Origin of the sequence: Pseudomonas paeninsulae, from assembly GCF_035621475.1 — a bacterium.
Taxonomy (GTDB): Bacteria; Pseudomonadota; Gammaproteobacteria; order Pseudomonadales; family Pseudomonadaceae; genus Aquipseudomonas; species Aquipseudomonas paeninsulae.
Map to the genome: position 1 here is coordinate 2442189 of NZ_CP141799.1, position 20263 is coordinate 2462451.

Sequence of the window (20263 nt, forward strand, 5' to 3'; positions counted from 1 at the left end):
GCTTTGGCGTCAATTGCGTTGCTTACGGTTGACGGTCTGCGCGGCTTTCATCACGTCGCTGCCGATCTGGGCCTCGAACTGCTGCCACACTGGCTGCATGGCTTGGCGCCAGGCAGCGCGTTGTTGATCATCGAGGGTGATCAGCCGGCTTTTGCCCGAGGTCTCGATCCGCAGGCGGTCGGCCTGGTTGGCGGCTTCGGCCTGGCGATTCACCACGAAGGTCACGTCGTCGATGATGCCTTCCAGTTCGGTGCGGATCTGATGGGGAATGGCGTACCAGAAGCGTGGGTTGCTAACCAGCATGTAGTCGAGCACGCCGTGATTGGTTTCAGTGATAAACGGTTGCACGGTATGCAATTGCTTGCTGTAGATGTTCGACCAGGGATTTTCCGCGCCCTGTACCTTGGCGTTTTTCAAGGCGTCGAAAACCTCGGCGAAGAGCAGAACCTGCGGTGTGGCGTGCAGTTGCTTGAACTGCGCCTCAAGCACGCTGGATGGCTGAATACGGAAGCTCAAGCCTGCTGCATCGCCTGGCACCAGCAGCGCCTTGCTCGCCGACAGCTGCTTCATGCCGTTGTGCCAATAGGCCAGGCCGACGATGTCCTGATCCTCCATGGCGCGCAGCAATTGACGGCCCTTGGCGCGCTTCTGGAAGCGGTTGACCGCGTTCAGGTCGTCGAACAGAAAGGGCAGGTCGAACACCTGCAGTTGCTTGGTGTATTTCTCGAATTTGGCCAGTGAGGGCGCCAGCAGTTGCACCTCGTTGTTGCGCAGTGCCTCCAGCTCGTTGGCGTCGCCATACAGCGATGAATTGGCGTAGACCTCGACCTTGACCTTGCCGTCCAGACGCTCTTCGACCAGTTGCTTGAACAACAGGGCACCCTGGCCCTTGGGCGTATTGTCGGCGACCACATGGGCGAACTTGATCAGGATGGGCGCTTGGGTTTGCTCGCCATAAGCGCTGGCAGACGTTAAGACCAGGGCGCAGGCGGCCATGGCGAAAATCGACTTGAACATTGGATGGCCTATTTTTTATTGAGCGGTCTGCACCCTGCCGGCAGGGGCTTGCGTGGTTAGAACGGCGGTGTGCGATCCGCCGGGCGCTCACAATCTATGGCAATGCCTGTGCCAAGGGGGCGGTTACAGGGCAACCCTTGAATCGTCGACCTAGGCGTGTGATCCAGTTCGCATGGGCTGGCGGTTTCCCGCCTTTCTCAGGGTGCGGGTGAGCGGTTATTCGCTGGTTGTGCCGTCTGCGAGAGTTTGCACAAGCGCTCGGGGCGTGTTCAACGCGACGTGACCACCGGTCGAACGTCCTGCGCCGATGGCAGCTATACCAGTGGTTACAACCTGTGCAGCGCGAGTTGCCTTTATCGCAGGAGTCACCATGTCAAAAGTAGCCATAGTCACCGGCGCCTCAAGGGGTATTGGCGCTGCAATCGCCAAACGCCTGGCCGCCGACGGCATCAGTGTGGTGGTGAATTACACCGCACAGCCCGCTGATGCCGAGCGTGTGGTCCGCGACATCGTTAGCGCGGGAGGTCAGGCTTATGCCGTACTGGCCGACGTCAGCGATTCGGTGGCGGTCGAAGCCTTGTTCGACCAGGCACAGATGAAGTTCGGTGGTATCGATATCCTGATCAACAACGCCGGCGTCATTCAGCCCGGCATGGTCAGCCTGGCCGACAGCGACGATGGGCTGTACCAGAGAATCTTCGCGATCAACACCAAGGGCACCTTCAACACCCTGCGTCTGGCGGCCAGGCATCTGCGCGATGGTGGGCGCATTGTCAATTTCTCCACCAGTGTGGTTGGCTTGGCGCTGCCGGGTTACTCGGTATATGCCGCGTCCAAGGCTGCGGTGGAAAGCTTCACCGCGATCTTCGCCAAGGAGCTGCGCGGACGTAGTATCTGCGTCAACGCGATAGCCCCCGGGCCTACGGCGACCGAGCTGTTTCTCAATGGTAAATCCGCCGAGCAGGTCGAGCGCCTGGCCAAACAACCACCGCTGGAGCGTCTGGGGGCTCCCGAGGACATCGCCAGTGTCGTGGCCTTTCTGGTCAGCGAGCAGGGTGGCTGGGTCAACGGACAGACACTGCGGGTCAATGGCGGCATCGTCTAGCAGAGCACCTGCTATCCCCTGGCTTTGCCGATCGCGCGCCACGCCACAAACAGCATGAATCCGAACAACAGGGTTACGCTCAACAGCGTCCAGTTGGTGAAGGATACGCCGAGGATTGCGTAGTCGTTTTGCCCGCAAACGCCGGCGCTCATGAATACCTCGGGTAGGTACTCATGCAGGGGAAGGTAGAAGGCATAGAACGGGAAAGGTGAGCAGCTGAAACTTTCCAAGATGCCGGTTTCGATCAGCACCAGATGGCTATTGTCGAACACCGCCATAAATCCTGCAGCCAACAATAATGGCCAGAATATCAGGGTCAACCAGCGTTGCCCGACAGCCTCGGCGGCAATGATCAGCAGGCTGAGAGTGCCACCCAGCAGCAGCCACAAACGAATCTGCACGCACAGGGTGCAGGGTTCCCAGGCGAACAGATGCTGCAAGAGCAAAGCACCGCCAAGCATCGCGAAACAGGCAACGCTAATAATCGAGAGCAGCGCAATGATGGATTTCTGGCGGGTCATTTGAATTTCCGTGGGCAGCTGGACAATGGCTTGGAGCATTTTTTGAGTCGTGGCGTGATCAGGGCAGACAACTCTTGTCGCCAGCCACTGCTGTGAACGCGCCATGGTGCCGGGATTCATGTCATGAAACCACAAGGAAAATCAACCAAGTGGAACAAGAGATGGTGGCCACCCTGGAGTATTTCCCAACCCCAGTAGGGTGGAACACCGCGAAACGTTTGCCAGCAACGGCGCACATTCAGTTCAGCGTTGTGTCGCCGGGATAAACCGTAAACCGTAAAGCGCGATGCGCGCCGGGAGAACAACCCCGGATTTCGCTGACGCTTGCTCGGGCTACGTCAATACAGCGGTCTAGTCGACGGCACCCCCGGGACGCGGCTCCTTGTACGCAGGCCGCGCCACGGCAAGATGCAACTGCCGTGGCGCGGGGAGGGTTGGGCAAAGCAAACGCTAGGCGTTGGGCTGCCAACCGCCGCCCAGGGCCTTGTAGATGGCGACGATGCCGCGGTACAGCGCGACTTCGGCCAACGCTTGGGCATCTTCGGCGGCCAGGCGTTCGCGTTCGGCGTCGAGCAAGACGAGAAAGTCCACTTCGCCTTCGCGGTAGCGCACGCCGGCTTGTTCGGCGGCGGCGCGGCTGGCTTGTGATTGACGCAGCAGGGCGAGCAGGCGTTGCTGCTGTTTGGCGTAATCGCTGAAGGCGTTTTCCGATTCCTCCAGGGCCAGCAATACCTGCTGCTCGTAGTTGGCCAGGGCGCCGTCGGCGTCGGCTCTAGCACCGCGCAAACGGGCGCGTACGCTGCCCAGGTCGAACGCCGCCCAGGTGATGGTCGGCGCCACGCCCCAGGCGCGCGCCGCCGATGAACCCAGCAGCGAACCGCGCCCGGCAGTAAAGCCGAGAAAGCCGCTCAAACTGACCCGTGGGAACAGGTCGGCGGTGGCCACGCCAATGGTTGCAGTAGCCGCCGCCAGCTGGCGTTCGGCGGCGCGCACATCGGGGCGGCGGCGCAGCAGTTCGGCGGGGTCGCCGATCGGTAGCGCCTTGGCAATCGCCGGCAACGGCTGTGCGGACAGGTCCACGGTCAATTGCTCCGCACGCTGACCGAGCAGGGTGGCGATGCGGTTGCGTGCGCGCAGCTGTTCGGCTTGCAGTTGCGGCAGGCTGGCTTCGGTGGCGGCCAGGCGCGCATCGCTGCGCAATACATCCAGCTCGCTGCCGACCCCGGCATCGCGCAGTTGCTCGGTGATGCCGCGCGACTCCTGTTGGTTAGCCAGATTCTCCCGGGCGATACGTTCACGCAGTTGCGCGCCGCGCAGGTTGCCGTAGGCATCCACCAGTTCGGCGATCAGGCTGACCTGCAACTGATAAAAGTCAGCTTCGGCCACCTCGATCTGTGCCTCGCTGGCTTCCAGTTGGCGCTGGATACGGCCGAACAGGTCCAGCTCCCAGGCCATGTCCAGGCCCAGGTCGTAACGCTCGGTTTTCACCCGCTGCTCGCTAATGCCGGGCTGCTGGGCCTTGCCGAACTCGCCACTGGCGCGGCTGCTGATGGTTGGTAAGCGGTCGTTGGCTACGTCGTCGCGGATCGCGCGCGCCGCGCGCAGGCGGGCAAAAGCCACGCGCAGCTGGCGGTTTTCCGCGAGCGACTGCTGCACCAACTGGTTCAGCGTCGGGTCATCGAATTGCTGCCACCAGACCGCCTCGAACCGCGTGCGGTCGTAGTTGCCGGTCGCGGCACTGACCAGTTTGGCCGGCGCGGTTGGTGGGCTCTGGTAGTCGGGGCCGACGGCACAGGCGCTCAGCGCTAGGGCGAGCAGGCTGATTATCAGGGTGTTGCCAGCGAATGCTCTCATGCCTGTGCCTCCAGCAGACGCGCGGCTTTTCTCGCCTCGCGCTTCTCCACGAAGGCGCGGATCAGTACATAGAACAGCGGGGTCAGCAGCAGGCCGAAGAAGGTCACCCCAAGCATGCCGCTGAACACCGCGACGCCCATGGCGTGACGCATCTCGGCACCTGCACCGGAGGACAGTACCAGTGGTACCACGCCCATGATGAAGGCGAAGCTGGTCATCAGGATCGGCCGCAGACGCAGGCGGCAGGCTTGCAGCACAGCGCTGACGCGATCCATGCCTTCCTCCTGTTTCTCCTTGGCAAACTCGACAATCAGGATGGCGTTCTTGCACGCCAGGCCCACCAATACGATCAAGCCGATCTGGGTGAAGATGTTGTTGTCACCACCGGTGAGGATCACCCCGGTGATCGCCGACAGCAGGGTCATCGGCACGATAAGAATCACCGCCAGTGGCAGGCTCCAGCTTTCGTACTGCGCGGCCAGCACCAGGAAGGCCAACAGCACGCAGAGCGGGAAGACGAACAGCGCACTGTTGCCAGCGAGGATCTGCTGGTAGGTCAGCTCCGTCCACTCGTAGCTCATGCCGTTAGGCAGCTCTGCCTTGAGCAGTTTCTCCATGGCGGCTTCAGCCTGGCCGGAACTGTAACCAGGGGCTGCGGCGCCGTTGATCTCGGCGGTGAGGAAGCCGTTGTAGTGCATCACCCGATCCGGTCCGGCGCTCGGGCTGACCTTGAGGAATGCCGCCAGCGGGACCATTTCCCCACGGTTGTTGCGCACCTTGAGCTGGCCGATCTGCTCCGGCTCCAGACGGAACTGCTGCTCGGCCTGGACGTTGACCTGGTAGGTGCGGCCAAAGCGGTTGAAGTCGTTGGCGTACAGCGAGCCGAGGTAGACCTGCATGGTGTCGAAGATGTCACTGATGGCGACGCCGTGGGTCTTGGCCTTTTCGCGGTCGATGTCGGCGTCGATCTGCGGCACGTTGACGGTGTAGCTGGTGAACAGCCCGGCCAGCTCAGGCACGCTGCGGCTCTTGCTGATGACGTTCTGCACCTGCTTGTACAGTTCGTCATAGCCCAGGCTGGCACGGTCCTCCACCTGCACCCGGAAGCCGCCGATGGTGCCCAGGCCTTGCACCGGTGGTGGCGGGAAGATGGCGATATAGGCGTCTTGAATTTGGCTGAACTGAGCGTTCAGTTCGGCGGCGATAGCGCCGGCGCTCATCGACGGGTCAGTGCGCTGGTCAAAAGGCTTGAGTGGGGTGAAGACGATGCCGCTGTTCGGGCTGTTGGTGAAACCATTGATCGACAGGCCGGGGAAGGCCACGGTGTTCTCCACTCCTGGGTGTTTGCTGGCGATTGCCGACATGCGTTTGATCACCGTCTCGGTACGATCGAGGGTGGCGGCGTCCGGCAGTTGGGCGAAGGCCACCAGGTACTGCTTGTCCTGTGGCGGGACGAAACCGGTCGGGGTGCTGGCAAAGCCCAGGTAGGTCAGGCCCATCAAGCCCGCGTAGACCACCAGGGCAATCGAGCTGCCGCGCAGCACACGCTTCACCGTGCCGACATAGCGATGACTAGCCCTGTCGAACAGGCGGTTGAACGGTGCGAACAACCAGCCACCGAAGAGCTTTTCCAGCAAGCGGGAGAAACGGTCCTTGGGTGCATCGTGGCTGCGTAGCAGCACGGCCGCCAGGGCAGGGGACAGCGTCAGCGAGTTGAAGGCGCTGATCACGGTGGAGATGGCAATGGTCAGCGCAAACTGCTGGTAGAACTGCCCGCTGAGGCCCGAGATAAACGCGGTGGGGATAAACACCGCGCACAACACCAGGGCGGTCGCGACTATCGGTCCGGTGACTTCCTTCATCGCTTGTTTGGTGGCTTCTACCGGCGTTTTACCCAGGCCGATATTGCGTTCGACGTTCTCCACCACGACGATGGCGTCGTCCACGACGATGCCGATCGCCAGCACCAGGCCGAACAGCGACAGGGCATTGAGCGAGAAGCCGAACATGTGCATCACGGCGAAGGTGCCAACCAGCGACACCGGCACGGCGACCAGGGGGATGATCGAGGCGCGCCAGGTCTGCAGAAACAGGACTACCACCAGGACCACCAGGACGATGGCTTCGAGCAGGGTATGCACCACCGCCTCGATGGAACCACGGACGAAGATGGTCGGGTCATAGACGATTTCGTAGTCCACGCCCTGGGGAAAGCTCTGCTTCAGCTCGGCCATGCGTGCCCGCACCGAATCGGAAAGCTCGATGGCATTGGAGCCGGGGCGCTGGAAGACCGGGATGGCCACGGCCGGTTTGTTGTTCAGCAACGAGCGCAGGGCGTACTGGCTGGACCCCAGTTCGATGCGGGCGATGTCCTTCAGGCGAGTGATCTCGCCGTCATCGCCGGCGCGGATGATGATGTTCTCGAACTCTTCCTCAGTGACCAGTCGGCCCTGGGTGTTGATCGACAACTGGAAGCTGTTGCCCGCATCGGAGGGCGGCGCGCCGAGGGAGCCGGCAGCGACCTGGCGGTTCTGTTCGCGGATGGCGTTGACTACGTCAGTAGCGGTGAGATTGCGCGAAGCAACCTTGTTTGGATCGAGCCATACGCGCAGCGAATAGTCGCCCAGACCGAACAGCTGCACGTCACCGACGCCGTCCAGGCGCGCCAGCTCGTCCTTGACGTTGAGGGCGGCGTAGTTGGACAGGTACAGCATGTCGTAGCGGTCGTCCGGCGAGGTCAGGTGTACCACCATGGTCAGGTCGGGCGAGGCCTTGTCGACGGTCACGCCGAGGCGCTGCACTTCGCTGGGCAGGGTCGGCATGGTCCGCGTCACGCGGTTTTGCACCTGCACCTGGGCCTTGTCCAGATCGGTGCCGAGGGCGAAGGTCAGAGTCAGGGTCATCTTGCCGTCGGCGGTGCCCTGGGACGACATGTAGAGCATGCCTTCGACACCGGTGATCGCCTGTTCCAGCGGCGAGGCCACGGTTTCGCCGATCACCTTGGGGTTGGCGCCGGGGAAGGCGGCGCGTACCACCACGGTAGGCGGTACCACTTCCGGGTATTCACTGATCGGCAACTGGAACAGTGAGATGGCCCCGCCGATCAGGATCAACAGCGATAACACCGCGGCGAAGATCGGTCGCTGAATAAAGAATTGAGAGAAATTCATCGTCGTAACCCTGTTAGCTGCGCGGCGCTGAAGGAGAGGGCAGGGTCTTCACCGCCACACTTGGGGTGTTGCGGCTTTCGACGATCTGACGCTGGCGCGCGAGGCTGGCCAGGGTTGCTTCATCGGCCATGGGGACGTTCTGCGGGTCGACAATTGAGCCCGGCATGGCGCGCTGCAATCCGTTGACCACGATCTGCTCGCCCTTGGCCAAGCCGCTGCGCACGATGCGCAAACCTTCCAGCTTCGGCCCCAGTTCGATGGCGCGGTAGTTCACGCTGTTGTCTTCGCCGAGTACCAGGACGAACTTCTTGCCCAGGTCGGTGCCGACGGCGTCGTCCTTGATCAGGGTGGCGTCATAGCGGCTGCTGCCGACCAGTTTCAGCCGTGCATAGAGGCCCGGGGTGAAGTCACCAGAAGCGTTGTCGAACACCGCACGACCACGGATGGTGCCGGTCTTGGGGTTCACCTGGTTGTCGATGAAATCCAACTGGCCCAAGTGCGGGTGACCGTCTTCATTGGACAGCCCGAGATAGACCGGACTGGCATCACGGGTCTTGCTGCCGGCTTTACGGGCCAGCTCGACATACTTGAGAAACACCCGCTCATCGGCATCGAAGTAGGCGTAGACCTTGTCGGTGCTGACCAGCGAGGTGAGCTGGCTTTGCCCCGCAGTCACCAGATTGCCGGCGGTAACCTCGGCGCGGCTGACCCGGCCGTTGATGGGCGCGGTGACGCGGGTGAAGCTCAGGTTGAGGCGGGCGTTGTCCAGTTCGGCCTGAATGCCGGCGACAACGGCCTTGGCTTCCTGGGCGGCGCTGGCGCGGGCGTCGGCCAGTTCGGCGGAAATCGCATTGCTTTTACGCAAGCGTTCGCCGCGACGTGCCTCGCTGAGGGCGCGGGTTTGGCTGGCGCGCGCTTGTTGCAGCTGGGCTTGGAGCCGCTTGAACTCGGCCTCGAACGGCCGCGGATCGATCTGGAACAGCAGGTCGCCTTTCTTCACCAGGCTGCCTTCGTCGAACGCCACTCGATCGATGAGGCCGGACACTCGCGGGCGGATATCCACCGATTCCGGGGCTTCCAGGCGCCCGGTGAACTCATCCCACTCGTTGATCGGTTGTTCGATCACCTCGGCGACGCTGACCTGCGCGGCGGGCATCTGTGCGGTGGTTTCTGGGGCTTTACCGCAAGCGCTGAGTACCAGGACGGCCGCAAGGGCCAAAGGCAACTGCCAGGTAGGGTTGTTGGGCTGTTCCATGGATGATTCCGCCAGAGGGTGTTAAGGATGGGCGGAGTTTGCTGGGCGAGGTAGCGGCGGACGAATCGAATGCCGCGAAGATGAATATCATCGGGAATGATGATTGCACTGTGTGTATCAATAGCAGGCCATATTGGTGCGGGAGGACTGCTACCCTCCGGAGCCGCTTGCGGGCCCGGCTTACGCTCGGAAGCAGCGATGCACTTGTAGGCGCGGATTTATCCGCGAAGTATTCGATCACACCACCAATTTGCGGCCAAAGCGCAACGCCGCCCGGTCGCTCCTACAGGCTCGCCAGCGATCGGCGTCGGTTCAGTCCAGGCTGTCCGGGTCGCCGCAGAACATCTGGATCCGCGAGCGCAGCCAGCGTTCGGCGGGGTCGTTGTCCTGGGCGCCGCGCCAAGCCATGTGCAGTTCGAAGCTCCGGGATTCCAGTGGCGGCTCTTCGGCGCGCAAGCCACCGACGGCGGTCAAGGCGGCGGCGGTGTAGTCCGGCACTACCGAGAGCAGGTCGGTGCCGGCCAGCAAGGTACCCAGGCCGTTGAACTGCGGTACCGCCAGCACCACTTTGCGGCTGCGGCCCAGCTTCAGCAGTTGGTCGTCGATAAAGCCGTTGAGGTCGCCGGCGAAGGACACCAGGGCATGTGGCCTGGCGCAATAGTCGTCGAGGCTCAGAGTCCCCGGCACCGAGTCGGCGCGCAACAGCTTGGGCTTGCTACGGCGCAGGGTCTTGCGCTTGGCGTTGGCCGGCAGCTCCTCGGTGTAGCCGACGCCCACCGAAATCTCGCCGGATGCCAGCAGGTTGGGCATCAACAGGTAGTTGGCCCGGCGCACCACCAGCACCACCCCGGGCGCCTCGGCACGCAGGCGGCGGAGCAGGGCGGGCAGCAGGGCGAATTCGACGTCATCCGAGAGGCCGACGCGAAACACCGCGGTACTGGTTGCCGGATCGAAGTCGGCAGCGCGACTGACTGCCGTGGAGATCGAATCCAGCGCCGGTGAAAGCAGGGCGAAAATTTCCACGGCGCGGGCGGTTGGTTCCATGCTGCGGCCGGTGCGCACAAACAGCGGGTCGTCGAACAGGCTGCGCAGGCGGGCGAGCGCGGCGCTGATTGCCGGCTGGCCGAGAAACAGTTTCTCCGCCGCGCGGGTCACGCTGCGCTCGTGCATCAGCGTCTCGAACACGATCAACAGGTTGAGATCGAGGCGGCGTAGGTCGTTACGGTTCATCCGGTTACCATTCGAAGTGAAGCGGCCTTGATGCGATCAGGCGTGGCATGCTGTTTTTTGCAGTAATACGTTGCCAGTAATACGTTGCCAATGAGAGCCTTCGCCGGGCAATAGTACGAGCTGCAATGCCGATAAGGAAAGCCGGCAATCACTGCCAGGCATGACAACTATCAATGCCAGCGGGTGGTGTTGCCGGACATCAGCGGATAGAGTCCACAGTCATTGAAGTGTCATTTCGTGATCAGAGTTTGAGGTAACGATGTCCCACATGATCCGTTTCCATAAATTCGGCGACGCTGATGTACTTCAGCGCGAAGAGTTGCCAACCCCGACACCTGGCCCAGGCGAGGTGCTGGTGCGCGTCCAGGCCGTAGGGCTGAATTGGAGCGATGTACTGTGGCGGCAGAATCTGGCTGCCGAGCAGGCCCGCTTACCCGCCGGCATGGGCAGCGAGCTGGCCGGCACCATCGAAGCCCTGGGCGAGGGCGTCGACGACCTTGAGGTCGGTACGTCGGTCGCCAGCTTCCCGGCCAGCACGGCCAATCGCTACCCGACCTGGGGCGATCTGGTGCTGATGCCGCGTTACGCCCTGACCCGTTACCCGGAGGTGTTGTCACCGCTGCAAGCCAGCGTGCATTACACCGCGTTGCTGTTCGCCTATTTCGCCCTGGTTGACCTGTCCAAGCTACAGCCCGGCCAGCATGTGCTGATCACCGAGGCCAGCCATTGCCTGGCTCCGCAGACCGTGCAACTGGCCAAGGCACTGGGCGCCACGGTCATCGCCTCGACCAGTGAAGCGGGTAACCGCGAGTTCCTCCGCGAGTTGGGCGCCGACAAGGTGGTGGTCACCGAAGAGCAGGACCTGGTCCTGGAAATTGAGCGCTACACCGAGGGCAGGGGAGTCGAAGTGATCCTCGACCAGTGCGCCGGACAACAGATGAAGCTGCTCGGCGATGTCGCCGCGCCGCGCGGCAAGCTGATCATGTGTGGCGTCAACGGTGGCAACGATACGGCCTTTCCGGCGTGCGCCGCGTTCAAGAAGCACTTACAGTTCTTCCGTCACTGCGTCCTCGACTTCACCGGCCTTCCAGAAATGGGCATCGAGCCCAATCAGGAAGCCGTGCAGCGTGCCTTGCAGCACATCAATCAGTTGACCGCAGATCACTTGCTCACGCCGGTCATCGACAAGGTGTTCGCCTTCGATGATTTCATCGAGGCTCATCGCTACATGGAAACCTGCCCCAATCGTGGTCGAGTAGCGCTGCTACTGCCCTGATCGCGCCAGCCTGTCGCCGGACTGCGTCGCCATGACACGCAGGTCCGGGGGCTGGACAGCACGGATTGCAGTTCCTCTTCTTTCCTTCCTTTCTTCCTTCCCCTGCAGGCGCCCGCCTGCGGCTCTCCTTGTACCTGCTCAAATAGATGCTTTCGCACCTGAGTCAGCCTTCGCCCCCTCCCACCTCTCGATACCGCCAATGTAGTTATTTGGACTCTATAGGGTCGTATATACCACTTATGCCGTGGTTATAATGACTGTCTAGTTATTAATACATTGATATATAAGGGTTTAAATGTTGGCACGATTTCTGGATTAGTAATGGTTAAACGAATCATTCAGCCGGAGTCAGTCATGAAATTATTCAACATGTTTTTCCTCAGTGCAGCATTGTTCGGCGCTACCGGTGCACATGCAGACGAAGTGATCAAGGAAACCGCCGACAACAGCGTCGGTGCGCTATATGGCGGGCTCAGCGGTGTGCTGATAGGCGGCGCCGCTGGCGGCCCGCTGGGCGCATTGGTCGGTGCGGGCATCGGCTTGTTTGCCGGGGAGGGCGCTCAGCAGGTCAGCGGGTTGAGCCAGCGTGCCTACGTGGTCAAGACCGCGCAAGGCGAGGAAACCACCGTGCGCTCGCCAAACGCGCAGTTTCGCCAGGGCGATCAGGTCAGTCGCCAGGCTGGCCGCTTGCAAGCAATCCACTGATGGTCAAGGCGAACCGTATCTGTCGATCCGGCCTGGCAACTTCAGTGGTTGTTTGACCCTGGTCAGTGGCCTGTCGCCGCAAAGGAGTGATTCTTATGTTTGAAGTCATGGGTGGCAATCTGGAACAAGGAGCCGAGTGTTTTTCGGCACATCTGGCTCGCTGCGGGCGACAGGCTGCCGTTGCTGGCGCATGCTCGCGATTGAACAGTCATTGGTCACTGTTGGGTCTGCTGTTGCTCGGCATGGTTGCCTGCGTGCTGGTTGAGTAAATTGGGCCGGATTCGCTCGGCCTGCTAAAGGAGTTGCATCATGCAAGTGCTTGACCGCCGCAAGGCATTGGCGATCACCCCGTTGTTGCGTCTGGGGTTTCGGCCGTTCTTTCTGGGAGGCTGCCTGTTCGCCCTGTTGGTCGTGCCGCTGTGGTTGGCAGCCTACAGTGGCTGGCTGGGCGAGTGGCAGCCGGCCGGAGGCTGGCTGGCCTGGCACCGGCATGAGCTGCTGTTCGGTTTCGCCCTGGCGATCATTGCCGGCTTTCTCTTGTCCGCGGTGCAGACCTGGACCGGCCAGCCTGGGCTGCAGGGGCGCCCGTTGACCCTGTTGGCGCTGCTCTGGCTGGCGGCGCGGGTGGCCTGGTTGAGCGACCTGCCGTTGCCACTACTGGCCGTGCTGGAACTGGCGTTCCCGCTGGCGGTGGCCGCAGTCATGGGCCGAGCGCTCTGGCAGGCCCGGCAGAAACGCAACTACCCGATTGTGGCTGTCTTGCTGTTGCTGACGGCAGCGGATGCCGTCGCTGTGTACGGGCTGGCCAGTGCCAGCGACGTCCTGCAGCGCCAGGGCGTATTGGCCGGAGTCTGGCTGGTCGCGGCGATGATGGGGTTGATCGGCGGGCGGGTGATTCCGTTCTTCACCCAGCGCGGCCTGGGTCGGGTGGAGGGCGTTAAGCCCTGGCCCTGGCTCGACCTGTTGTTGCTGCTGGGCTCGGCATTGATCGCCATGCTGTATGCCGCCGGAATCGCCTTGCAGGCCAACGCCTGGGTTGGCCTGTTGTTCATGCTGCTCGCGGCTGGGCATCTGCTGCGCCTGGTGCGCTGGTATGACCCGGGCATGTGGCGGGTGCCCTTGCTCTGGTCATTACACCTGGCCTATGCCTGGTTGGGCCTGGCCTGCCTGGGCATGGCGCTCTGGCATCTGGGCCTGCTGAGCAACCCGAGCCAGCCGCTGCATGCCCTGACCGTCGGCTCCATAGGCGGTTTGATCCTGGCCATGGTCGCCCGTGTCAGCCTGGGCCATACCGGTCGCCCGTTAGCGCCGCCGGCCGGGATGACCCTGGCTTTTATCCTGGTGCAGTTGGCCAGCCTGTTTCGCGTTGGCCTGATCGAAATCTGGCCGTTCTGGGGGCTGTGGCTGGCCGCCGCGTGTTGGAGCCTGGCCTTTGTCCTGTTCGCCTGGCGCTACGGGCCGATGCTGTGCAGTGCCCGCGTGGATGGCCATCCGGGATGAATGTGTATCTACGTGATGCCTTGCCAATTGCTGTCCTGCCTGCCGAGTAGCCGATGATTTATCCGATCCTGCTGATTCTCCATCTGTTTGCCGCGCTGATCTTCATCGGCACGGTGTTCTTCGAAGTACTGATCCTGGAAAGCGTGCGCAAGCAGGTGCCGGCCGAGGCGATGCGTCTGATTGAGCGGGGCGTCGGCCGGCGTGCCCGGCAATTGATGCCCTGGGTGTTGCTGGCGCTGTTCGGCGCCGGCCTCGGCATGCTCTGGCTACGTTATCTGCCCGCGTTGGCCGCACCGCTGGCGTCGTCCTTCAATACCCTGCTGACCCTGAAGATCATGCTCGCCGCCAGTGTGCTCGGGCATTTTTTCAGCGCCATGTGGCTGTTCAGAAGCAAGCGCATGAATGCGCGTTATCTGCGCATCATCCACGTCAGCCTGTTCGCGCACATGGTCGGCATCGTACTGCTGGCCAAGAGCATGTTCTATCTGAGCTGGTGATGGGGCACGGTTTGGCCGACACCCAGACTTCGCCGGCATGCCGGCGATTGAGCCGATAAATAGGCCGCTTGGTAGGTTACGTGGCGCACTAACACCGAAGTTACTGCGCAAACCCTGCTCGGCGCGGCGCGGCCCGAGCCACCCTGCAAGGACATAGTCCTAAATAAGACTAAGCCTGGTCGGCGACGAACAACACGTTGTTTTCCAGGTGGATGTGCTGCATCAGGTCATCGTGCAATTCGTTCAGCCCGCGGTACAGCGCACACCAGGTGTTGCAGGCGTCTTCCGGAGGGGTGAGGCCGTGGGTCAGGGCTTCCATCCGTTCCAGTGCCAGGCCGTGGTGGTCGTGCTCGAAACGCATCACCGAGATCGGCGCACTGGCCTGTTTGGCGTAACCGCTGAGGAGCATGGGGAAGAGGATCTGCTCCTCCTTGAGCATGTGGCTCTCCAGCTCCTGCTGCATATCGCGCAGCAGGTCGGCCAGGCCGTTCGGGCAATCGGCGCGGTTGCCGTGAACCTGTTCCACCCGGCAGGCCAGGCGGATCAATTCCGGCAGTTGCTCGCGATGGCGGGCGTGATAGCGCTTGAGGATATGCTCGATCAAGCGTGCGCTGGGCTCAGTGCGCCAGTCCAGCTGCGTGCCGCCCCGGGCCTGCAGGCTGTCCAGTTCGGCGGCGACCTCTTCAGGCTCGATACCGCGCAGGGCCGCCGCCTCGCGCAGGCTCTTGTGACCGCCGCAGCAGAAGTCGAGATTGAAGGCATGAAATACCCGTGTGGCACCGGGTATCTCGCAGGCCAGGCTGCCAAGGGGTTGGTCGAGAAGGGTCGTACTCATGGCGATTTCCTTGTGCATCGATCAATGGGGATTCTTAGGTCAATAGCATCAGCCGTGCCAGGACCGATCACTTGAAAACAAAGGTATTTATGTTTCACATGGTCGATCGAACCCTGATCTGTTAGGGTTCGATCGACCAATTAGGGTGATAAATACCATGCTGGAAAGCAGTCTGCTCGCCGATCTCATCACCGAACTGCCTAATGCCGTGCGCTTGCAGCGTCTGGTGCATACCCTGCGCGAGCACTTCAATTGTGGCGCGGTGGGGTTGTTGCGTCTGGATGGCGACAGCCTGCGGCCACTGGCGGCCGTGGGCCTGGTGCATGAGGCGCTCGGCCGCCGTTTCGTGATCGCCCAGCACCCGCGCCTGGCGGCGATCATGGCCGCCCGCGAGCCGACCTGGTTCGAGCCGGACAGTCGCCTGCCGGATCCGTATGACGGCTTGCTCGACGCGCATGTCGGCGAGCCCTTGCCGGTGCATGACTGCATGGGCGTCAGCCTGTACGTCGAGGGCCAGCTGTGGGGCGCGCTGACGCTCGACGCCCTGCATGCCGGGACCTTCGACAGCAACGCCCGGCGCGATCTGCAGCGCTATGCCCTGATGATCGAAGCGGCGGTACGGGTGACGCGCCTGGAGCAGGAAAACCGTAGCCTGCGCCTGGCCCGCAGCGATGTGCAGACGGCCGCCCTGGTCACCGAGGAGAGCGAGATCCTCGGCCACAGCCAGGCGATTCGCCAACTGCTGAGCGAGCTGGAAGTGGTGGCCGACTCGGAGTTGCCGGTGCTGTTGCTGGGCGAAACCGGGGTGGGCAAGGAGTTGTTCGCCCGTCACCTGCATCGTCTGTCGCGGCGCCGCAACAAGCCGCTGATTCAGGTCAACTGCGCGGCACTGCCCGAGTCGCTGGCCGAAAGTGAACTGTTCGGCCACGTCAAGGGCGCCTTTTCCGGCGCTACCAGCGATCGTCCCGGGCGCTTCGATGCGGCCAATGGCGGCACCCTGCTGCTCGACGAGGTGGGCGAACTGCCCCTCAGTGTGCAGGCCAAACTGTTGCGCACCCTGCAAAATGGCGAGATTCAGCGCCTGGGTGCGGATAAGCCCCTGCATGTCGACGTGCGAATTATCGCCGCGACCAATCGCCACCTGCCGGACAGCATTCGCGACGGCCATTTCCGCGCGGACCTCTATCACCGCCTGTCGGTGTATCCGGTGCCGATTCCGCCGTTGCGCGAGCGCGGCAACGATGTGTTGATGCTGGCCGGGCACTTCCTCGAACTCAATCGCGCGCGCCTGGGCTTGCGCAGCATGCGCCTTTCGCCCGCGGCGGAGCGTGCCATGCTGGCTTATGCGTGGCCGGGCAATGTGCGCGAACTGGAGCATGTGATCAGCCGAGCGGCGATCAAACTGCTCAGTCGCGGCGCCAGCCGCACGCAGATTCTGACCCTGGAACCCGACCTGCTCGACCTCGACAGCTCAGTGCGCCAGCCTGGCGCCAGCGAGGCGCTGGAGCAGCAAAACACGCCCGCAGCTGCCGCCTGTTCGATGCGCGAGGCAGTCGAAGCCTGTCAGCGCCAGAGCATCCTGCAAGCCTTGGCGTTGTGCGCGGATAACTGGGCCAGCGCGGCGCGCCTGCTCGAACTCGACCCGAGCAACCTGCATAAACTGGCGCGGCGTCTGCGCTTGAAGTGATTCGCCCGCAAGCCCGCTCACTCAAGCCAAGTGAGCGATGTCGTAGAGCTTGCCTATGCACATACGGCCTACGCGTTGGCATGAGTCAACCATGGCTTAAGCGCACCAGGTCGTCACAGGCACGCGGCTTTTCCCAAGGTTGACTCAGGTCAATGAGGCTTGCCGGCAATACCCCGACACTGTGTTAGCGGTCATACGGGGAGAGCCAGATGCGTGAATCCATCAACTGGGACAGCAAGCTGCTCGGCCGCTACGCCCATGGCGATGCCAGCCATAGCTGCTATCCCGAGAGCACAGTCTTTCATCGCGGTATTGGCTCGCTGGATCTGCTGCGCGCCTTGCGTGGTAGTCGGCGGGCCCAGCGAGCGCTATCGCTGGCTGTGCAGTTGCCAATCAACTGCGCCTTCGGCCAGCAGCGGGCGAGTTGTTCGCCGAGCGTCTTCGCCGCCTACCTGGAGCGCCTGGAGCGGGAGATCGACACGATCGGCTGCCACCTGGGGGCGCAGCAACGCGTCGAACAATTTCACCTGGCGGGCGGTAGTACGCCCACTGACGAACAGCTGCTCAGGCTGATGAGTCATCTGCGCCAACACTTCAATTTTCTCGATTACGACACGGGCGACTACAGCATCGAGATCCAGTTGCCCCATTCGGATTGGGCGACCATGGGGCGGTTGCGCGATCTGGGCTTCAATCACGTCAGTATCGGCGTGCCTGATATCGCCGCGATCAGTGGTGCAACGCTGGCCTGGCAGGACCCGCGGCACATCCGCTCGCTGATCGATGCCGCCCGCGCACTCAACTTTCGCTCGGTGAACATCGATATTGGCTATGGGCGTGCCTGGCAGACCCGGACAAGTTTCGCGCGCAAGGTGGCGGCCATTATCGAGCTGCAGCCGAGTCGGGTGACGGTTTTCGACTATGCCGATCCGCCGCAGCGTTATCGGTCGATGGGCCGGTTTGCCGCTAAAGACCTGTCTGACCGGGAGGACAAGCTGGCCATGCAGCGGCAAGGCGTCGAGCAGCTCAGTCGGGCGGGCTATCGCTATATCGGCATGGGTTTGTTTGCCCTGGCGGATGACGATCTGGTCATCGCTCAGGAAAGCGCCAGCTTGCAGCGCAATTGCCTAGGTTTCAGCCGGCACGCGGACTGCGACCATGTCGGCCTGGGCGTCGCTGCCATCAGTCAGATTGACGGCCTTTATGTACAGAACAGTCGCGATCTGCAGGGCTATCAGGCCCAGCTCGATAGGGGCCAATTGGCAACCTGGCGCGGCTTTCGCTGCGGGCCCGACGACCGTCTGCGCGGCGAGGTGATCGAGCGCTTGATCTGTGACGTCGGCCTGGATATTCGAGGCATCGAAGCGCGTTTCGGCCTGATATTCCGCGACTATTTCGCCGACGCCTGGCCGGCCCTGGAGCAGATGCAGCGCGACCGCCTGATCAGCCTCAACGAGGCGTCCATCGCTATTCTTCCCGCCGGTCGTTTGCTGGTGCACTCGGTGTGCCGCTTGTTCGATCGCTACAACGGGGCGCCGCGTGTGCACTCCGTTTCCCAGGCGGTTTAGTCGTTCACAAGATACCTGCGACCCTGGGTCGCAGCCGCTGAACAAGCCGCTGAAAGCCCCTGGCAGCAGGGGTTGAGACCTGCACAGGCGGTACTGCTTCCTGGGGCATACCTCCAACGAGGAATGGGCTGTAGCAAAGTACCGGTGCAGTCTGCGGCCAGACATTCTATGGAGGTTTCCAGCATGGCTCATCTGTCCAGCGCCGAATTCCAGGCATTACGCATCGCCGTCCTGACCGTCAGCGACACCCGCAATCGGGCGAGCGACACCTCGGGGCAAACCCTGATAGAGGGGCTGGAGGCCGCCGGCCACGCGCTGGTCGAGCGTGCTCTGGTGATCGACGATATCTGGCAGATCCGCGCGCGGGTCTGTACCTGGATCGCCGATCCACTGGTGCAGGTGATACTGATCACCGGCGGCACCGGTTTCACCGCGCGGGACAATACCCCGCAAGCCGTGACGCCCTTGCTGGACAAGCTGGTCGATGGCTTTGGCGAACTGTTTCGCCAGGTCTCGCTGGATGAAATCGGTACCTCCAGCCTGCAATCGCGTGCATTGGCCGGGATCAGCAATGGCGCGTTGGTCTGCTGCCTGCCCGGTTCGCCCAACGCCTGCCGCACGGCCTGGGAGAAGATTCTGCGCGAGCAACTGGATAGCCGCACTGGGCCGTGCAACTTCGTCGCCCACCTCAAGCGCCTGGCCGATCAGCCGCACGTCGCGCGCTGCGGAGCTCGCTCTTGAGCGCCTGCGGCTGCGACGGCAACAACCTGCGGCCGGTTGATCAGGCCATCGCCGAATTGCTGGCGCGCGCACCGGCACCGCCGCCAGTGGAGCGGGTAACCCTGAGCCAGGCTCTCGGCCGGGTGTTGGCCGAGCCGCTGCACGCACCGTTCGAGGTGCCGGCCTGGGACAACAGTGCAATGGATGGCTACGCCCTGCGCGCCGCCGATCTGCCGGCGGGTGGTGGTTGCCTGCCCCTGGCCGGGCGTATCGCTGCCGGCGATGCGGCAGCGCACGCCTTGCCGGCCGGCCATGCCGTGCGCATCTTCACTGGCGCGCCCTTGCCGCCTGGCGCCGACAGCGTGGTGATGCAGGAGCAATGCCGGCTCGAGGAGGGGCGGGTGTGGCTGCCGCCGGTACAGGGCGGCGAACATGTGCGCCGGTGTGGCGAGGAGTTGGCTGCCGGCACCCTGGTGCTGAGCGTCGGACAGCGCCTGCGGCCCCAGGAACTGGGCCTGCTGGCCAGCTTCGGCATCGACCGGGTGGCGGTCTATCGGCGTCTGCGGGTCGGCCTGCTGAGCAGCGGCAACGAGTTGCGCGAGCCGGGTGAAGCGCTACAGCCCGGGCAGATCTACAACGCCAACCGCTACAGCCTGGCAGCTGTGCTGACCAGCCTGGGCGTGGAAGTCCATGATTACGAAATCATGGCCGACGAGCTGGCGGCCAGCCGCGATGCCCTGAGCCTGGCCGCGTCGGAGTGGGACATGCTGATCACCTCCGGCGGGGTGTCGGTCGGCGAGGAGGATCACCTCAAACAGGCGATCCGCGAGCTGGGCGAATTGCACCTGTGGCGCCTGGCGATCCAGCCGGGCAAGCCGCTGGCCTTCGGCGACGTGGGCGGCAAACCCTGGCTGGGCTTGCCAGGCAACCCGGCGGCGGCCTTGATCACCGCCCTGGTGGTGGCGCGGCCCTTTCTGCTGCGCGCCCAGGGTTGCCTGGATGTAGTGCCGCAGCCGCTGCGCCTGCCGGCGGGATTCGCCTGGCCCAAGGCCAATGGTCGCCGCCAGTACCTGCGTGCCCGCCTGCAGCAGCAGGACGGTCAGTTGCGCGTGTGCCTGCACCCGCAGCAGGGCTCGGCCATGCTCACCTCGGCCTGCTGGGCCGACGGCCTGGCGCTGGTCGAGGTAGGCCAGACCCTGGAGGAGGGCGAAATGCTCGATTACCTACCGTTCAGTGCGCTGATGCATTAACGCCAAACCGTTGCGGCCGGGGAGATACTCGGCCCTTGCTGATTCCACAGTTCAGGCGATGTGGCCAAGGCTC

At 63.0% G+C, this 20263-nt stretch carries 17 protein-coding genes; 10 read left to right on the top strand and 7 right to left on the bottom strand.

The window, feature by feature from the left end; all coding sequences use genetic code 11:
• Nucleotides 1–9: 9 nt before the first annotated feature.
• Nucleotides 10–1017, bottom strand: a complete 1008-nt coding sequence (locus VCJ09_RS11295; protein WP_324734384.1) for a TRAP transporter substrate-binding protein — start codon at nucleotides 1015–1017, stop codon at nucleotides 10–12.
• Between the two features lie 370 nt (nucleotides 1018–1387).
• Between VCJ09_RS11295 and VCJ09_RS11300 the strand changes: the two genes are divergently transcribed.
• Nucleotides 1388–2122 (top strand): SDR family oxidoreductase, encoded by a 735-nt coding sequence (locus VCJ09_RS11300; RefSeq protein WP_324734385.1) that lies wholly within the window; start codon nucleotides 1388–1390, stop codon nucleotides 2120–2122.
• A gap of 11 nt (nucleotides 2123–2133) precedes the next feature.
• On the opposite strand, the gene VCJ09_RS11305 is transcribed toward VCJ09_RS11300, so the two are convergent.
• The 5 genes from VCJ09_RS11305 to VCJ09_RS11325 all read right to left on the bottom strand — a co-directional run bounded on the left by VCJ09_RS11305 (nucleotide 2134) and on the right by VCJ09_RS11325 (nucleotide 10152).
• Nucleotides 2134–2763, bottom strand: a complete 630-nt coding sequence (locus tag VCJ09_RS11305; RefSeq protein ID WP_324734386.1) for a disulfide bond formation protein B — start codon at nucleotides 2761–2763, stop codon at nucleotides 2134–2136.
• 330 nt (nucleotides 2764–3093) lie between these two features.
• Entirely contained in the window at nucleotides 3094–4497 is a 1404-nt protein-coding gene (locus VCJ09_RS11310) for a TolC family protein (protein ID WP_324734387.1), read from the bottom strand.
• Nucleotides 4494–7667, bottom strand: a complete 3174-nt coding sequence (locus tag VCJ09_RS11315) for an efflux RND transporter permease subunit (protein ID WP_324734388.1) — start codon at nucleotides 7665–7667, stop codon at nucleotides 4494–4496. Before VCJ09_RS11315 ends, VCJ09_RS11310 begins: the two co-directional genes overlap by 4 nt.
• Before the next feature lie 13 nt (nucleotides 7668–7680).
• On the bottom strand, nucleotides 7681–8922 hold the full coding sequence (gene mexE / locus VCJ09_RS11320; protein ID WP_324734389.1) for a multidrug efflux RND transporter periplasmic adaptor subunit MexE: 1242 nt from the start codon (nucleotides 8920–8922) through the stop codon (nucleotides 7681–7683).
• Between the two features lie 312 nt (nucleotides 8923–9234).
• Entirely contained in the window at nucleotides 9235–10152 is a 918-nt protein-coding gene (locus VCJ09_RS11325) for a LysR family transcriptional regulator (RefSeq protein WP_079201901.1), read from the bottom strand.
• 259 nt (nucleotides 10153–10411) lie between these two features.
• Here VCJ09_RS11325 and VCJ09_RS11330 point away from each other — a divergent pair, with 259 nt between their 5' ends.
• The 5 genes from VCJ09_RS11330 (at nucleotide 10412) to VCJ09_RS11350 (ending at nucleotide 14130) form a co-directional block, all read left to right on the top strand.
• Nucleotides 10412–11428: a zinc-dependent alcohol dehydrogenase family protein gene (locus tag VCJ09_RS11330; protein ID WP_324734390.1), complete on the top strand. Its 1017-nt coding sequence runs from the start codon at nucleotides 10412–10414 to the stop codon at nucleotides 11426–11428.
• Nucleotides 11429–11782: 354 nt separating this feature from the next.
• The gene (locus VCJ09_RS11335; RefSeq protein ID WP_324734391.1) at nucleotides 11783–12133 is read left to right on the top strand and encodes a hypothetical protein; all 351 of its coding nucleotides are present in this window, start codon (nucleotides 11783–11785) and stop codon (nucleotides 12131–12133) included.
• Between the two features lie 95 nt (nucleotides 12134–12228).
• Nucleotides 12229–12402, top strand: coding sequence for a hypothetical protein (locus tag VCJ09_RS11340; RefSeq protein ID WP_324734392.1), 174 nt, complete (start codon nucleotides 12229–12231; stop codon nucleotides 12400–12402).
• Between the two features lie 40 nt (nucleotides 12403–12442).
• Nucleotides 12443–13633 carry an NnrS family protein gene (locus VCJ09_RS11345; RefSeq protein ID WP_324734393.1) on the top strand — a complete coding sequence of 397 codons (1191 nt, stop codon included), beginning with the start codon at nucleotides 12443–12445 and terminating at the stop codon, nucleotides 13631–13633.
• Between the two features lie 53 nt (nucleotides 13634–13686).
• Nucleotides 13687–14130, top strand: a complete 444-nt coding sequence (locus VCJ09_RS11350; protein WP_324734394.1) for a CopD family copper resistance protein — start codon at nucleotides 13687–13689, stop codon at nucleotides 14128–14130.
• Nucleotides 14131–14299: 169 nt separating this feature from the next.
• Here VCJ09_RS11350 and ytfE read toward each other — a convergent pair whose 3' ends face one another.
• Entirely contained in the window at nucleotides 14300–14965 is a 666-nt protein-coding gene (gene ytfE, locus VCJ09_RS11355; protein WP_324734395.1) for an iron-sulfur cluster repair protein YtfE, read from the bottom strand.
• Nucleotides 14966–15122: 157 nt separating this feature from the next.
• Between ytfE and norR the strand changes: the two genes are divergently transcribed.
• From norR to VCJ09_RS11375, 4 genes are all read left to right on the top strand, one after another.
• Nucleotides 15123–16652 (top strand): nitric oxide reductase transcriptional regulator NorR, encoded by a 1530-nt coding sequence (norR, locus tag VCJ09_RS11360; RefSeq protein WP_079201907.1) that lies wholly within the window; start codon nucleotides 15123–15125, stop codon nucleotides 16650–16652.
• Nucleotides 16653–16861: 209 nt separating this feature from the next.
• Nucleotides 16862–18220, top strand: a complete 1359-nt coding sequence (locus VCJ09_RS11365; RefSeq protein ID WP_324734396.1) for an oxygen-independent coproporphyrinogen III oxidase — start codon at nucleotides 16862–16864, stop codon at nucleotides 18218–18220.
• 183 nt (nucleotides 18221–18403) lie between these two features.
• Complete coding sequence (gene moaB / locus VCJ09_RS11370; RefSeq protein WP_324734397.1) at nucleotides 18404–18961, top strand: molybdenum cofactor biosynthesis protein B; 558 nt, start codon at nucleotides 18404–18406, stop codon at nucleotides 18959–18961.
• Nucleotides 18958–20190: a molybdopterin molybdotransferase MoeA gene (locus VCJ09_RS11375; RefSeq protein ID WP_324734398.1), complete on the top strand. Its 1233-nt coding sequence runs from the start codon at nucleotides 18958–18960 to the stop codon at nucleotides 20188–20190. The genes moaB and VCJ09_RS11375 overlap by 4 nt, the downstream gene beginning before the upstream one ends.
• Nucleotides 20191–20263 lie beyond the last annotated feature (73 nt).

Bases quoted from the DNA above. Each gene is read 5' to 3' on its own strand.
- VCJ09_RS11310 (WP_324734387.1), bottom strand. From the start codon at position 4,497: ATGAGAGCATTCGCTGGCAACACCCTGATAATCAGCCTGCTCGCCCTA.
- moaB (WP_324734397.1), top strand. From the start codon at position 18,404: ATGGCTCATCTGTCCAGCGCCGAATTCCAGGCATTACGCATCGCCGTC.
- VCJ09_RS11335 (WP_324734391.1), top strand. From the start codon at position 11,783: ATGAAATTATTCAACATGTTTTTCCTCAGTGCAGCATTGTTCGGCGCT.
- VCJ09_RS11345 (WP_324734393.1), top strand. From the start codon at position 12,443: ATGCAAGTGCTTGACCGCCGCAAGGCATTGGCGATCACCCCGTTGTTG.
- VCJ09_RS11295 (WP_324734384.1), bottom strand. From the start codon at position 1,017: ATGTTCAAGTCGATTTTCGCCATGGCCGCCTGCGCCCTGGTCTTAACG.
- ytfE (WP_324734395.1), bottom strand. From the start codon at position 14,965: ATGAGTACGACCCTTCTCGACCAACCCCTTGGCAGCCTGGCCTGCGAG.
- VCJ09_RS11365 (WP_324734396.1), top strand. From the start codon at position 16,862: ATGCGTGAATCCATCAACTGGGACAGCAAGCTGCTCGGCCGCTACGCC.
- VCJ09_RS11305 (WP_324734386.1), bottom strand. From the start codon at position 2,763: ATGAATCCCGGCACCATGGCGCGTTCACAGCAGTGGCTGGCGACAAGA.
- mexE (WP_324734389.1), bottom strand. From the start codon at position 8,922: ATGGAACAGCCCAACAACCCTACCTGGCAGTTGCCTTTGGCCCTTGCG.
- VCJ09_RS11325 (WP_079201901.1), bottom strand. From the start codon at position 10,152: ATGAACCGTAACGACCTACGCCGCCTCGATCTCAACCTGTTGATCGTG.
- VCJ09_RS11330 (WP_324734390.1), top strand. From the start codon at position 10,412: ATGTCCCACATGATCCGTTTCCATAAATTCGGCGACGCTGATGTACTT.
- VCJ09_RS11300 (WP_324734385.1), top strand. From the start codon at position 1,388: ATGTCAAAAGTAGCCATAGTCACCGGCGCCTCAAGGGGTATTGGCGCT.
- VCJ09_RS11315 (WP_324734388.1), bottom strand. From the start codon at position 7,667: ATGAATTTCTCTCAATTCTTTATTCAGCGACCGATCTTCGCCGCGGTG.
- norR (WP_079201907.1), top strand. From the start codon at position 15,123: ATGCTGGAAAGCAGTCTGCTCGCCGATCTCATCACCGAACTGCCTAAT.
- VCJ09_RS11340 (WP_324734392.1), top strand. From the start codon at position 12,229: ATGTTTGAAGTCATGGGTGGCAATCTGGAACAAGGAGCCGAGTGTTTT.
- VCJ09_RS11350 (WP_324734394.1), top strand. From the start codon at position 13,687: ATGATTTATCCGATCCTGCTGATTCTCCATCTGTTTGCCGCGCTGATC.